Genomic DNA, 13,545 nt, shown 5'->3' on the forward strand with positions numbered 1-13,545 from the left:
CTCTCTCGAGGTAAACATCTATCCTTTCACCGAACCGATAACCAAGCCTTTGACGAAATATCGCTGCAAAAACGGATACAAAAACACGATAGGCCCGATCGTAATAATGACGGTCGCCATTTTCGTCGATTCCGCAGGAAGCGTATATTGGGAGCTGTCCCCATTCGGAAGCATTTCAAGCATCTGGATGTTGGAGCGAAGCTCGAACAAAATGTACTGCAGCGGCATTAAATTTTTATTGTCTATAAGCATGATTGCGTTGAACCAATCGTTCCAATAGCTGAGCGCGTAGAACAGAGTAACGGTGGCAAGAACCGGCGTGCACAGCGGCATATAAATCTGGAAGGCGATCCGCAGATCGTTGGCTCCGTCAATGTACGCCGATTCGCGCAAAGCTTCGGGCAGGCTCTCCATAAAGTTTTTCACAAGAAACATATTGAAAGCGTTAAACATCAAGGTCGGAATAATAAGCGCAAAAATATTGTTGACGAGTCCGAGCTTATAGCACATTAAATACCAGGGTACAAGCCCTCCGTGAAACAACATCGTTATAAAGAAGTAAAGCGCGAGCGGACCCCGATATTTCAGCCTCGGATTCGACATCGGATAGGCCGCGCAAGCCGTAATGATTAAAGCGGCCAGCGAACCGACCACCGTTATGAAAACCGATACGCCGTATCCCCGCAGAATGACCTCCGCATTCACGAAGATCATTCGGTATCCGTCGAGCGAAAAGCTATCCGGGAAGAAGCTGTAGCCTTTGGCCGTTATACTGCTCTCTGCGCTCAAGGAAACGATTAACGTCAGCAGCGTGGGCAATAAGCAGATCAGAGCGAACACAGCGAGAATGAAGTATATGAACATGGTGCCGATTTGCCACCGCGATTGTGCGTGCATTAGTACAATGCCCCCTCCTTAAAGAACCTGCGCGTTAACCAGTTCGCGACAAACACGAGCAGGAGTCCGACGGTCGATTGGAATAAACCGACGGCCGCCGCGTTGGACGGATCCCCGATTTGGCGGAGCGCCCGGAATACATAAGTATCGATTACGTCCGTTGTCGAATATAGAACGCCGTTATCGCCGATGATCGAATAAATCATGCCGAAATCGCCGTAGAAGATCTTGCCTAAATTAAGAAGCGTCAATATCGCTACGGTTGGGGCGATCAACGGAAGCGTAATGCGCATCATCTTCTGCCATCTGGATGCCCCGTCAATGTCCGCCGACTCGTACAACGCTTGATCGATGCCGGTAATCGCCGCCAAATAAATAATGGAGGCCATCCCGGCTTCCTTCCACACCTTCATTCCTACCAATATCCAAGGCCACGCTTCGGCTTTGGTGTACCAATTGACCGGCTCTCCGCCGAAATATTCGATAACCTGGTTAATGACGCCGTAATTCGTGTTAAAAAAGCTGTACATCATATAGCTCACGATGATCCAAGAAAGGAAGTTCGGAAAAATCATCGTCGTCTGTGCAAATTTTATAAAGAGGCGATGGCGTATTTCGTTAAACAGGATCGCCAGTGCAAGCGCAAAGAACGTAATGAATACGAGAAACAGGACGTTTAATTTGATCGTGTTCCATGTGACTACGACCGCATCGTTGGATTGAAAGAAAAACCTGAAATTCTCCAGCCCGACCCATTCGTTCTGAAAAAGACCTTTATTGTACTGAAATCTCTGAAAGGCAATCAGTAAATAAGGATAAGTGGCATATGAGAAAATAAATACGTACACGACGGCGGGAAGCAAAAGAAGGTAGGAATAACGATTTTTGATGATTTCGTGAAAAAAACCTTTCTTTGTCTTTAGAGCCGCCACCGATTGTTTGTCTATCGCGCTGCGCATCTTAAATCTCCTCTCCTATCGGTTGACACTTACTAATCATAGAGCCTTTCATGCATGCCGGTAAATTTCAAGTTTCCGCCTTTTCTTATAAAGAACCGCTTTCGCGGTTTTAAAAATTTAAACAAAAGACCGATTCTCTAAAATTGAAAGGCGCAGCATACTTTTAAATCAATAAAAAAAGCCCCTTTCGGAGCTTATTGGGATTCGGCTTTCGCCTCGTTCCGCAACCGGGATTGCTCCCGATATTGAGAAGGCGTAATGCCGAATTTTTTTTTGAACAACGTTGTAAAGTAAGGCACATTATAAATACCGACCATTTCCCCGACTTGGGCGATCGTCACGTGTTCTTCCGCAAGAATCGTCTTTGCCCTCTCCAGCCGGAGCTGCGACAAGTAATCGTTGAAGGAGGTGCCGGTAACCGTCTTGAACAGCTTTCCGGTATATCCGGCGGATAAGCCTACTTGGCCGGCCGCCTCCTCCAAGGATAACGTCGGCTGCGCGCAATTCTCATGCACGTATCGCTTGATCTGTTCGACTACCCCCGCGTTTTTCACGGCAACGGCGTTATTCTTATGATCTTCGATTATGGCAATGAGCTTCAAACAAAACTGTTCCGTCTCTTTTCGCAATTGCTCCATCGTTTCGACCTTTTGAATATTGTCCAGGTGCACATACAATTCGGAAGATTCAAGGTACCACCATTCAACGATATGCTCGAATTCCCGGATGATCGTCATGAGCAGGAAATAGGAATACTGTAACGCTTCGGTCGGCGTCATTTTCACGATTTGGCCGCACCATACAGCAATTTGCTTTTGAACCGCATTGCGGCTGCACCCTTTAATCGCTTCGATGATGCTTCGTTCCGTGGACAGCGGATATTTCCTCGTCCTCTCTTGCTCCAGTTCCCCGTTTGCGAAGTCGATGATCGCCTCGTGCCCTTGAAACAAGCGGAATGCCATCTGTTCCACGGCCGTCTCATAGGAATCCTTAATCCCGTACAACGAAGAACAAACATCCCCAATGCTTATCGAAACCGATATTTGATAATACTGTTTAACGGTATCCTGAATTTCCGGCAGCAGGAAATAAAGTTCCGAATCAAGGACATCCTCCTGTAAGCTTAGGATAAATACCGTTTCATCCTCCATTGGGATTAATTGACTGATATACACCTTGCTTAAAACCTCTTGCGCGATATTTCCGAGCGCGAATCGAATAAGCTCCCGTTCTTGGGGGCTGAATTTTGCCCGGAAAGAGCGGTTATCGTCAATGTCAAACAACAAAGCAACGAAATACGGGCCGGGTAATTTTTCTTCCCAGGCTTTCAGAATTTCAGGCCCGTACGATTGCCCGGTTCGATTGCCTTTGAGCAGATCGGACATATACCGGTTTTCCATAATTTCCGTAGTTTGATTCAAGGCCCTGGACAACAGATGGTATTCATCCAGACGGGGCGTCGATCCCTGCCTGCCGGCCGATCCGAATACGTTGGCCCGATCAACCAAAGCTTTGATCGGATTGTAAATATTGCCGCTTAAGTACAAGGAAATCCCCGAACCGAGCGCAAACAGCAGCAACCCCGCGACCATTGTCAAGTTTCTAAGCTCATAAATATTCGATAACAAGTCCGAATACGGTTGTACGCTGACGAAATATAAATCCAGCGTATTCGACTTCACGAATGTGACAAGCGACTTTTTACGATCGATCGTTTGCACGAAACTGCCTTTGGCTTGGTCCCCATAAATAATTTTTCGTATATAATCTTCCGCGCCGTAATTTTTCATGAACTGATCCCGGTTGCTGTGCGACAATACGGTACCGTTCGTGTCGATCACGAAGCTGTTGGCTTCTTGGGACGACGCGCTGATACTGCTCATCGTATTTTGGATATACGAAGCGTCTACATCAAGAACAATCATCGACCGTTTCGGTTCATCCGAACGAAACTCGGGGACGAACATGAAGGTAAGCAGCTGCAATGGCGGTTTGCCGCCTCCGATATCCAGCTTTCGGGGGACGAAATACATGTACTGTTTCGTATACAGATTCGCCAAGTTGTCCTGAAACGGCAAACCTGCCGTATCCAGCTTTGAACCGCTTACAAAATTGTATAAACTGACGTTAGCGATGAACGGGTAAACGCTCTGTACTTTCGATATCAACAAATACGCCGCATATTTGACCTGCTTGTCGTCCTCTTTCTCATATAAAAAGGAAATAATGCGGTTGTCATTGAGCAATTGATACGTAACCTCATGCATCTGGCTGTACACGACATTGGACGTATAGCTCACCTGAGACAGCATTTCGCTGGAGGAGCGGTCAATCTCCTTCACTGCTCTTACCGAAAACAGCGTATACAAAGTAGAACACAACAGAACGATTGTAACGGCTATAATTAATAAATAGGACAGCACAAGTCTCCGATATACGCGAAACCGTCCGATCCGCCGTAGTAGTGTCATAACGTACCACCTTCCGAGCATAATGCCATTACATGATGACATTACTTGTTCTTTGTTGTCAAATTATTTTACTCTCTTAAATACTTCCTTAATGACTCGGCACCTCGATTTGGAAACGCTTACAAAAATGCGCAGCCGATGCAGCTGTAACGGCAAACATTGGCGTCAGGAACCCAAACCTTTCAACCTCTCTACCTTTCCGGCCGAATACAATCGAATGAATACGGGCAATGCCAAATTGAATATTAAAGCCCCATAGACGCCGAAAGTATAGCCGGTCACATAATCGACACCCGCCAGCCTATGCAGCGCAGCGGCAATCAAGTGAATCACCAGGTTCGTAGAACAAAAGACGTAGCTCCGGATCATCCACATGCGATGCTTTTTAACGGATTTTCGCAAGATGGCTATGACAGCTGCCAACGTAAATGCGAACCAAAGCATATTCATTAGATTGAATGCGATGCTATTGATCTTTCCGCCGGTGGAAAAAGGGGCCATATACCCCGAAGTAACGATGACCGCAAGGACGCACAGCACATACAAGTAACCGGCAATTTTATGATAAGGACGCAGCTTTGAGGCTTTCGCAACGGAGAGGGCGAAGCCTCCCGCGAGCAATGCAGTGCATGCGGCAGCTACATGAACCTTCAGAACAACAAGCCAAATACCGGTATCGAGCTCTCTTGTCAGGTTCACCTTCTCGCTCAAAAAGGAGTTGGCCGTCGGATCGATATAGAAATTCAAAGTGATTACATAAAGTACGTACAAAAATAATGCAGACGCCGAAAACCATTTTATAAACAAGCGACAGTCACCTCTATCATCGTTTAAAAAACAATATTCCAAAATGTTCCTTATAGATCCCGCATGTACAATTATAAGGAATACATAAGGAAATTGCATGATCAACCGGGAAATGATTGTGAATAATTGTTGAATAATCGCACGAATCCCATAAAAAAACACCCCTTTCTCTCGACAAGGAGTGCGTTTGGCGTGCTCATCGCAACGTTATCAACAGCTTTATTAACAGCATGTGATTAATATGAAGTACTAAAATTCATAGCTTCGTTGCGTTTATCCACATATCCACAAAAACGAGCTATCCACAATCGTCTTTCGAATTGTCAGTCAAATAGACATATTCGTCAGCCGAGATTGACAAATTTGTCAGTTTGATTGACTAGAGAAGGGTGCAGTCAGCAATTTTGAAAAAATAGTCAGCGCTCGGTGACAAATTAGTCAGTAACGCTGACAAAGCGCCTCAAAAACTCCTTGGAAAGTGTTACGAGTGAAGCCGATCTTCCGAGGCTACTGCATCTTCACTCCGATGGTCCGATTGTTTGACGTCAAGCACATCCAACAAAAACATGAAGATCGGAATCCCGATAATTAATCCCCAAATGCCCATGTACTGCTGCGAGAAAATAAGAATAATAAACGTATAGAACATCGGGAGCTTCGTTTTGGAGGAGTACAGCCTCGGATTAAGGAAATAGGTTTCCAGCGCATGGATAACCAATATCATAATGACCGCCCACAGCACCATAGAGATACCGCCGGTCTGGTAACCGATTATGCCGATCGGAATGAAAGAAATGATAACACCGGCAACAGGAATGAGGCTTAACAGAAACACCATGATCGTGAGCGCGAATAAATACGGAAAACCCAAAATCCAGAGACCGACAATTGTCAACACGGTGTTAAAGACAGCGATCAATAGTTGCACTTCTATCACTTTGCCGAAAGAAGAAGTAAACTTTTGGCCAAAATAATGAAATTCCTTGTAAAGCCAGCTAATTTTGCTGTAACGAAATTTCTCGGTAAATTGGACGACCTTGCTTCTTTGCAGAAGATAGAAAAAACTAAGCATTATAACGAACAGTATGATTTCCAGCCATTTTCCCAGCTTCAAGATATACTCGACCACATTGCCCAAATAGTTTTGGAAATCAAACTTTCCAAGCAAAGCGGCTGTCATTTGGGCAACCTCATCCGTTTGGGATGTGTTTATAAACGCAGTGATATTATTGAACATGTCCACCGCTTGAACCACAAGCTTAGGCACATAATTCAATAGGCCGTAAACCAGCGAGGATACAAGCACCAGGTATAAAACCGTCGTTACCAACAGCGGAGAAACAGGGAAGAAGCGATTGAGGCTTTTCGTAATAAAACCTTCCAAACGTCCCATAACGAGAATAAACAGGAACAATAAAAGCAGCAAGTTCAGCATATTTCTAAGGCTATACAATAGCAGGACGACCAGAATTAGAAATAAAACTCTCTTTACAATCGGTTGTCCGAAAAATGCCCGTAAAAAATCCATTAGCTTCCCTCATTTATTTTTGCTTGATTGTTATACTACGTGAAAAGATAAATTCCGTTCCATGGACCGGCAGAACGAAAAATCCCCAAGCTCGCCTTTAAGCAAACTTGGGGATATTTTCATTTATGGCAACTGATCCACTACCTTACTAGGGTCAAACGTCAAGGACACGGAGTAATTGTCGATCGTCTTTGTTTTAGTTGACTTATCTCTAACGTTACTATCACTCCAGGTTGCCACTTTGATCCATTCTGTCGAATATTTGCGCGTGGAACCGTCGCTCATGGTATAGGCTAGCTTAACAAAACCGTCACAATAGTCTGCACCGGTATTATTTCTTAAGACAAACACGCCGTCCGTCACGACAAGTCCGGTAATGACAGGCTCGGCAACGACCGGAGCCGCAGGGGCAATCATGCTTGCGGTATGCGTTACGCCATCGACGGTAACTGAAATCGGATTTGCAATCCCCGGAATTAACCCGTCAAGCGTAATCGTTTCGGTTTTCGAATCCCCATTGCTCCATGTCTTGGTTACTTCAAAGCTGACACTGTAAGTCGGAGCATTGTATGTCCAAACGGGCGGATTCGAAGAAAACGCGAAGTCCCTGAAATATACAGGCGGTGTTATCGTTTTGCCGCTTTTCGGGTCGGTGTAGGTTTGCGTTCCTTCCACTTGAGCGGTTAATGCAGCTTCTGCGATTTCGCGCACTCCATCGTCCCATACGTTGACCTGATTGTATGAGAATGTAAACAAATTGCTGACACGATCGTAAGTAGTCCAATTCAGATTCACATAATCGTACGAGACGATATATGGAACGTGCACCTTTTGGCTAACTGCATTCGCAGCCCTGGTGTGAATCTCTCCGGCCGTTTTTCCGTTAACGTAAACGGTATAAGCATCAATGGAATAAGAAACGTCCCCTTTTAGACCATCGACGCTTGTATTGTATTCATAAGTCCACGTTTTATCTGCAACTTTGGTTAATTTTGCATTCGCGCTCACGTCAGTTCCGTTAATCAACAAAACCAATTGCGGTCCATCGATTACAACGGTACCTGTTAATGTTACATTTGTAGCATAATGCGCCAATGTCGGCACCGGATTAGACGTAATCATCCCGGTTGCGCGATTTTGTTCCGTTCTCCCCGTAATCGGAGCATCCGTCGATTTGGGGGCCGCCAACACGGAAGTTCCCATACTCATTGCCAATGAACATGCCAATACGGAAACGCCGACTTTACCCGCAATCTTCTTTGTCAAATCCATCTCTCCTCTTAGTAAAAAGTTTCTATTAAGAGGGACGGTTACACTAGTTGCTCCATATAACCCAAGTGTCCATATAAAGGCTATACTTCATTGCATCCCGCCTTAAATTAGGCCAAAGGTACTATTACAAATATCCATAAAATAGTAACTATGCACTAATTATAATTTGATTACATCGAAAATATCAACTTTAAAATTTGTATTAATTTTATTTAAAATTACGTGTTATCAGAGGGGGGCAGCAGCTGCCTGTCCCATCGATTACAACGTCTCCGTACTGAGCGTAAAGCCTTCGATCACGGCATCTTCATCGACCTCGATCAAGATGCAGCGTTTCCCTTGATAATTTACCTGTTTCACATACTTTAGATCTTGCGGGCTGATCGAAATCGAGGCTACCTTCGTATCGATCTTAATCGATTTCGAGTTGAACTTCGGAATGACGCTGGTCGCTTTGAGCTCATAATTTTTGTCGTCGACGACCGTTTGGAACGCTCGCTCCACCTTTTCCGCCGTCACATTCTCCACCCCGCTGACCGTCAGCACCCGTTCCACATCTTTATAATCCAGCTTCGGGGGTTCTTCCTCCTCGTTCGTTTCGATGACCCGGTGGATTTCCTCGTAAACATGCGCAATTGTTGCCGCTTCAAATTGGTCTCCCGCAACTTCTTTGACGATTTCTTCGAATATACTTCTCTCTTCCTGCGCCGTCGCCGCCTTCTCGGCATTCAACACTTGGTCGATGAAATGTTGATTTAGTTGTTTGCCCGCGCAATACAAAATACGGTTCACATCGGACGCGTTGTCCGTAACGCTCGGGTAGAAAAACCCGTGCTCCGGCGAGCTCAATTTGATGATCGGATCTACGATGACACTATACTTGAATTCCCGCTCGACATAATCGAATTGCAGCGTTTTCCGCTGCTGCTCCGTGGAATTGACGCTGCCCAGAATGAACGGATGCGCGAACATCTCGTCCCGCTCGCTTTCCTCGGCTTCTTCGTTCCTGCTCTTGGTCGGCCGAAAATACTCCCCGCGAACGAACGTGACGACCGTATCCTGTTCATATTTCGTATCCTTGAGCATTTTCTCCACCAAATGGAGCATCAAGTTCATCCAATCTTCCGTATGACCGGTCACGAGTCCTTGATGAAGCAGCACCCGCGCGGGCTCCTCGGCCTCCTCCTGGAACTTTAGCTCGAACAGCTTCTGACCCAATTCGCCGGTCAGCAGCTTTTTGAAATTGCCCATGTACAGCTCCTGCTTCTCTCGATCCACCAGGGCGAACGGCTGACACTCGTAATGATAAATTTCGCTGCTATCTTTCATAATATATACGTTGAGAATGTCGAAAACCTTGAGCAAATCATGGTCCAGCTTAAATTGCTTGCGTATGTGTGCGATTTCTTTTTTATTCATGGTCCGTCAGACAACTCCCGGGAAGTGATTTAGCCTTATCAGTATATACGATAGAAGAAGTAGAATGTAAGTTAAAAAAGCGGCAAAAACCCCTCCATCTTGTTCAGGAGGGGTTGCTCACCGATGCAAAGCCGATTAACACCTTACATATTTGCGCTTGAACCCGAGTTGTCCTTTTTCTACGGCTTTTTGAATGCTTTCGGCAGCGTGCAGCATCTTGCTTTCTTTCTTGCCTCGGTTCATTTCTACCGGTCCGACTGCCTTCGCGGTCTCGAACGCCTTGTCATGAAGCGGCACGTACGATATTGCTGCGGTGTACATAAAATTGTTCATCGCGGATTTCGCTCGATCGGGTGCATCGTGAATCGTCTTTTGCACCGTCTCCAGCATACCGGCGAGCTTGCTTTCGGAAAATTCACGGTCAGGCCGGCTCCCCAAGAGCCAGCAGTAACAGCTCCATCCTGCTGACATGCGCAGCTCTTCGCCGCTTGCAATCCAATTGTCGGCAACCTCTTGCGCAATATCGGCTTCCGCCAGCGTCACCGCAACTACGTAATCGGACAGCATGTAGAAGTATGCCCCGTCCACCCACCGATCGAAATCCGCAGCCGTCATCGCTTTCGGATCGGCAATGATGCCGGCGAAGTACATGGCGTCGTAGTTTCCTGTGGCGTACAGCTGCTCGGCCAGCGATTGATCGATTTTGATTTTTTTCGCGAGTGGCTTCATTGCGCCTGTAGCTACGCCGAAGAGCGGTTCGCGCGCTCCGTTGGACATATACATTTTCTTTAATCGTTCCTTGCCGAGCGCTTCAAGCTCCTGCATGACCGTTTCGACATTCATTGTTTATCGCTTCCTTTGGAGACGGATCAGGATAAGTAAATTATAACATAGCCTTTTTCACAGAGAGATTCAAAGAGATACTATTTGTTATAATAAAAATACGTCCAACATGAGGAGTCGATGTTATGAATTTGGTTTTCATTAACGAACGCCATTCTGATACGTTCCGGGAGCTGCGCGCGAAACTGCACGATCCGACGCACGAACATTGGCTGCCGATCATTTATATCGCCTCGTCCTCGGAGCCGCTGCAGCAGAAGATGTCGCCTTACATCCGTTACGACGAGCGTTCTTTCTACGGACACGACATGCTCGACAGCGAGGAATTTTCCAACGAGGAAACGATCTTAGCCACGCTTGCGGTGCACCTGTTCAACAATACGAAGAAGTTCGACGTCAGCCAGCTGTCCAAGCTTCCGAACGATCTCGTGCCCGTCGCGCTATCGGCGATCGCGTTGCGGTATCAAGCGGCGGACCTGTAATTTCGGCAATAAAAAAAAGTGAGGCCGTGCAGGCTTCGCTTTTTTTGTTTTCCAGAGGTATTCGCCGGCCAGTATACGTTGCTGCAGAACGAGGTGGGCGAGATCATTTATGTAAAAAAAGTGTTTGTGCGCCTTTGTCGGCACATATAAGAAACAATAATTGTAAATTCTACAGCATGGGAGTCATCACCAACCAATGGAGGTTTATTATGGGCAAATTTGATGGAAAAGTTATCGTTATTACAGGCGCCGCTGGCGGAATAGGCAAAGCAACTGCAAAGAAGCTGGCGGAACAAGGTGCTAATCTGGCGCTTGTTGATTTGAATCTGGATGCCGTAAAGCAAATGATCGCTGAACTAGCGCTTGATGATTCGAGAGCAATCGCATTGCAAGCCAATATAGCGAAAGAAGAGGAAGTTAAGGCTTATGTCGATGCCACAGTTAATAAGTTTGGCAAAATCGACGGTTTCTTTAACAATGCTGGCGTCGAAGGCATTACTGCGAATGTAGAAGATTATCCGACAGATACATTTGAACTAGTATTGAGCGTTAATGTTAAGGGCGCATTCTTTGGACTGAAATATGTTGTGCCTGTCATGAAAAAGCAAGGATACGGGAGCATCGTCAATACGGCCTCAGGAGCAGGCTTGATCGGGTCGCCAGGCTTTGTTGGCTACAACAGCTCTAAACATGCTGTAATCGGTATGACTAGAGTTGTTGCGTTGGAGGCCGCTCCACACGGAGTAAGAGTCAATGCGGTCGCGCCCGGTGTAATTAATACGCGTATGATGCGACAAATTGAAAAAAATACAGTACCTCAAGATGAAGAAGGAGCTAGAAAAGCGTTCAGCGCTGCGGTTCCAATGGGAAGATACGGCGAGCCGGAAGAAGTCGCCAATGTCGCTATATTTCTGCTGTCAGACGATGCTTCTTACGTATCGCAGTCCATATACACCGTTGATGGCGGACAAATCAACCAGTAATCAAATTTTGGGTCAGAAGCAGCGACAAGTGGGCAAAACGCTTCATTTATCGCTGCTTTAAAACAATATGATTCGGAGGGGTCCGAATGGGCAAAGTAGCTATATTTCTCCATGCAACAGAGAATGAATTAGGTAGAGCCATTCATTCCTTGGTATATACGCAGGATCTGCACAACGCAGGCCATAAAGTGAAGTTGATTTTTGACGGACAAGGCGTGCTTTGGATTAGTAAATTTCAGGATCCCAACCACCAAATGAATCCCCTTTTCAATGCGGTAAAGAAGCTTGGTGTTATCGAAGCATGCGGACATTGTGCCAGCTCCTTCAATGTGACGGACAATCTGAAACAAGCCGAAATCGTCTTTTCAGAAGGAATAGACTCGGAAGGACATACGAACATTGCCGTTTTAGTTACCGATGGTTGGCAGATTATCACTTTGTAAAATTTCATTTGACTAATCTGGCTCACAGCGATAAAGGATCAATGTGGGCCCGACTCTCAATTGCTTCGTGATCGTGAGTTCGAACCGCTGATCTTTGCACTGCTAGTGCGAAAGCAACGTTCACTTTTTGAAGAAAATGACCATCGTTTTCATCGCTACATCTTTCAGCATGGTCCGGAGAACAATCATCTAGCCGCTGATCCTCGCCCCCACCGGGCGTTTGCATACCCGCTGCCACCCACACATTATACTCGATTTTTTCCTCCATAAACTCGTTGATCGGGTTGATCCTCGGTTCGTAATTCATTTTCTCGCCTGCCTTTTGCGGACAAGCAGACCATAGATAACCGCCTTAAGCTCGCTTCCCCTTGGCACAACAGCATCGACCAACCGATCAAATAACTTCCTGATGCTGTCCAGCCTTTAGCTCGAACAGCTTATTTCATACTATTTATTTGGCACTTTTCCTAGTCCCCTTTGAGCGGCCGTGTTCGCAGAACATATCGACGTGACAGCTTCTTCTCCGTGTTACTATCATCCCGCTTACTTTTCGTCAAAGACAAAAAAGACCTCGGTTTTTTTGAACCGGGGTCTTTGGATTTGTTAATAACAACAATTTATCCAAAATATATGAAGCGTTGTATTCATCAAAGTCACACACTATACTGTGTTGAGCAAATACACTCAAATCGCAGCATAAAATGCCCTCAAGTAGTTCCTTGGAAGACTCATAATTATGTGTTAGCGAATTAACAGATCCATTTTTGAGATAACCTCAAGCAAGGTTTCTTGAGGCACTTTACTGATAAACGCTGCTTGTCTGGACTGCCAGTCGAGACTCTTGACCTGATCAGCAAGGATTGCCCCCTCGATAGGTAAATCCTTCGGAATCAACACTTCGAAAGGGTAACCTTTTCGCTTTGATGTTACCGGGCAGAGCAAAGAAAGTCCTACCTTCCCATTATACGTGGCAGGAGATATAACCAAAGCAGGCCGTTTGCCTGCCTGTTCATGACCCGCCTGGGGGTTGAACTGTAACCAGACCAAGTCACCGCGATCCGGTACGTACTCGTTAATTACCATGATTCCCTACCTTCCGGCTCGCCTGTCGATACCTCTCTATGAAGGTTATCGGGCGTTATCTGGGCAAGCAACTCCTCCAACGAAATCGACTTAGGTTTGATTACGAGATGGCCGTCTTCCACATCAAGGTCGATCTCGGAGCCTTCCTCCAGCCCAACCTTCAAGGCAAGTGATTTCGGGATGCGAATGCCTAAACTGTTTCCCCATTTTTGAACCTGAACCATGTTACCACCTCAGGAAAATGTTTAAACAAAGTATAAACAAAGTGAAAAGAACAGTCAAATCAAGGTTGACAAGGAAAAACTGAAGGCGCCTCATGTAACATTATCCTTCTTTGCGAAAAGAATTTTATCATAAA

Annotated in this window: 14 protein-coding genes and 1 riboswitch; of the genes, 3 read left to right on the plus strand and 11 right to left on the minus strand. The window is 45.9% G+C overall.

The window, feature by feature from the left end; genetic code table 11:
- Positions 1–18: 18 nt before the first annotated feature.
- The 8 genes from PT964_RS22440 to PT964_RS22475 all read right to left on the minus strand — a co-directional run bounded on the left by PT964_RS22440 (position 19) and on the right by PT964_RS22475 (position 10,196).
- Complete coding sequence (locus tag PT964_RS22440) at positions 19–897, minus strand: carbohydrate ABC transporter permease (protein ID WP_274365596.1); 879 nt, start codon at positions 895–897, stop codon at positions 19–21.
- Positions 897–1,856: an ABC transporter permease gene (locus PT964_RS22445; protein ID WP_274365597.1), complete on the minus strand. Its 960-nt coding sequence runs from the start codon at positions 1,854–1,856 to the stop codon at positions 897–899. The genes PT964_RS22440 and PT964_RS22445 overlap by 1 nt, the downstream gene beginning before the upstream one ends.
- A 194-nt stretch (positions 1,857–2,050) precedes the next feature.
- Positions 2,051–4,327, minus strand: coding sequence for a helix-turn-helix domain-containing protein (locus PT964_RS22450; protein ID WP_274365598.1), 2,277 nt, complete (start codon positions 4,325–4,327; stop codon positions 2,051–2,053).
- A 165-nt stretch (positions 4,328–4,492) separates the two neighbouring features.
- On the minus strand, positions 4,493–5,134 hold the full coding sequence (locus PT964_RS22455; protein WP_274365599.1) for a DUF2306 domain-containing protein: 642 nt from the start codon (positions 5,132–5,134) through the stop codon (positions 4,493–4,495).
- A gap of 481 nt (positions 5,135–5,615) precedes the next feature.
- A complete protein-coding gene (locus tag PT964_RS22460; protein ID WP_274365600.1) occupies positions 5,616–6,662 on the minus strand; it encodes an AI-2E family transporter in 1,047 nt (348 codons plus the stop codon).
- 123 nt (positions 6,663–6,785) lie between these two features.
- Entirely contained in the window at positions 6,786–7,928 is a 1,143-nt protein-coding gene (locus PT964_RS22465; protein ID WP_274365601.1) for a hypothetical protein, read from the minus strand.
- Positions 7,929–7,957: 29 nt separating this feature from the next.
- A riboswitch (cyclic di-GMP riboswitch) is annotated at positions 7,958–8,041 on the minus strand.
- Positions 8,042–8,195: 154 nt separating this feature from the next.
- Positions 8,196–9,353, minus strand: a complete 1,158-nt coding sequence (locus PT964_RS22470) for a DUF4317 domain-containing protein (protein ID WP_274365602.1) — start codon at positions 9,351–9,353, stop codon at positions 8,196–8,198.
- Between the two features lie 135 nt (positions 9,354–9,488).
- Entirely contained in the window at positions 9,489–10,196 is a 708-nt protein-coding gene (locus PT964_RS22475) for a DNA alkylation repair protein (RefSeq protein ID WP_274365603.1), read from the minus strand.
- Between the two features lie 125 nt (positions 10,197–10,321).
- On the opposite strand from PT964_RS22475, the gene PT964_RS22480 reads away from it, so the two are divergent.
- From PT964_RS22480 to PT964_RS22490, 3 genes are all read left to right on the plus strand, one after another.
- Positions 10,322–10,678 carry a hypothetical protein gene (locus tag PT964_RS22480; protein ID WP_274365604.1) on the plus strand — a complete coding sequence of 119 codons (357 nt, stop codon included), beginning with the start codon at positions 10,322–10,324 and terminating at the stop codon, positions 10,676–10,678.
- 209 nt (positions 10,679–10,887) lie between these two features.
- Positions 10,888–11,661: an SDR family NAD(P)-dependent oxidoreductase gene (locus PT964_RS22485; RefSeq protein ID WP_274365605.1), complete on the plus strand. Its 774-nt coding sequence runs from the start codon at positions 10,888–10,890 to the stop codon at positions 11,659–11,661.
- Positions 11,662–11,747: 86 nt separating this feature from the next.
- Positions 11,748–12,104: a DsrE family protein gene (locus PT964_RS22490; RefSeq protein WP_274365606.1), complete on the plus strand. Its 357-nt coding sequence runs from the start codon at positions 11,748–11,750 to the stop codon at positions 12,102–12,104.
- Positions 12,105–12,126: 22 nt separating this feature from the next.
- Here PT964_RS22490 and PT964_RS22495 read toward each other — a convergent pair whose 3' ends face one another.
- The 3 genes from PT964_RS22495 to PT964_RS22505 all read right to left on the minus strand — a co-directional run bounded on the left by PT964_RS22495 (position 12,127) and on the right by PT964_RS22505 (position 13,411).
- Positions 12,127–12,411 carry a hypothetical protein gene (locus tag PT964_RS22495; RefSeq protein ID WP_274365607.1) on the minus strand — a complete coding sequence of 95 codons (285 nt, stop codon included), beginning with the start codon at positions 12,409–12,411 and terminating at the stop codon, positions 12,127–12,129.
- Between the two features lie 434 nt (positions 12,412–12,845).
- On the minus strand, positions 12,846–13,187 hold the full coding sequence (gene mazF, locus PT964_RS22500; protein WP_274365608.1) for an endoribonuclease MazF: 342 nt from the start codon (positions 13,185–13,187) through the stop codon (positions 12,846–12,848).
- Positions 13,181–13,411 carry an AbrB/MazE/SpoVT family DNA-binding domain-containing protein gene (locus PT964_RS22505; RefSeq protein WP_274365609.1) on the minus strand — a complete coding sequence of 77 codons (231 nt, stop codon included), beginning with the start codon at positions 13,409–13,411 and terminating at the stop codon, positions 13,181–13,183. The genes mazF and PT964_RS22505 overlap by 7 nt, the downstream gene beginning before the upstream one ends.
- Between the last annotated feature and the right edge of the window lie 134 nt (positions 13,412–13,545).

The sequence above is a fragment of the Paenibacillus thermotolerans genome, assembly GCF_028745515.1.
Taxonomy (GTDB): domain Bacteria; phylum Bacillota; class Bacilli; order Paenibacillales; family YIM-B00363; genus Paenibacillus_AE; species Paenibacillus_AE thermotolerans.

Bases quoted from the DNA above. Each gene is read 5' to 3' on its own strand.
- PT964_RS22440 (WP_274365596.1), bottom strand. From the start codon at position 897: ATGCACGCACAATCGCGGTGGCAAATCGGCACCATGTTCATATACTTC.
- PT964_RS22445 (WP_274365597.1), bottom strand. From the start codon at position 1,856: ATGCGCAGCGCGATAGACAAACAATCGGTGGCGGCTCTAAAGACAAAG.
- PT964_RS22450 (WP_274365598.1), bottom strand. From the start codon at position 4,327: ATGACACTACTACGGCGGATCGGACGGTTTCGCGTATATCGGAGACTT.
- PT964_RS22460 (WP_274365600.1), bottom strand. From the start codon at position 6,662: ATGGATTTTTTACGGGCATTTTTCGGACAACCGATTGTAAAGAGAGTT.
- PT964_RS22470 (WP_274365602.1), bottom strand. From the start codon at position 9,353: ATGAATAAAAAAGAAATCGCACACATACGCAAGCAATTTAAGCTGGAC.
- PT964_RS22475 (WP_274365603.1), bottom strand. From the start codon at position 10,196: ATGAATGTCGAAACGGTCATGCAGGAGCTTGAAGCGCTCGGCAAGGAA.
- PT964_RS22480 (WP_274365604.1), top strand. From the start codon at position 10,322: ATGAATTTGGTTTTCATTAACGAACGCCATTCTGATACGTTCCGGGAG.
- PT964_RS22485 (WP_274365605.1), top strand. From the start codon at position 10,888: ATGGGCAAATTTGATGGAAAAGTTATCGTTATTACAGGCGCCGCTGGC.
- PT964_RS22490 (WP_274365606.1), top strand. From the start codon at position 11,748: ATGGGCAAAGTAGCTATATTTCTCCATGCAACAGAGAATGAATTAGGT.
- PT964_RS22495 (WP_274365607.1), bottom strand. From the start codon at position 12,411: ATGAATTACGAACCGAGGATCAACCCGATCAACGAGTTTATGGAGGAA.
- mazF (WP_274365608.1), bottom strand. From the start codon at position 13,187: ATGGTAATTAACGAGTACGTACCGGATCGCGGTGACTTGGTCTGGTTA.
- PT964_RS22505 (WP_274365609.1), bottom strand. From the start codon at position 13,411: ATGGTTCAGGTTCAAAAATGGGGAAACAGTTTAGGCATTCGCATCCCG.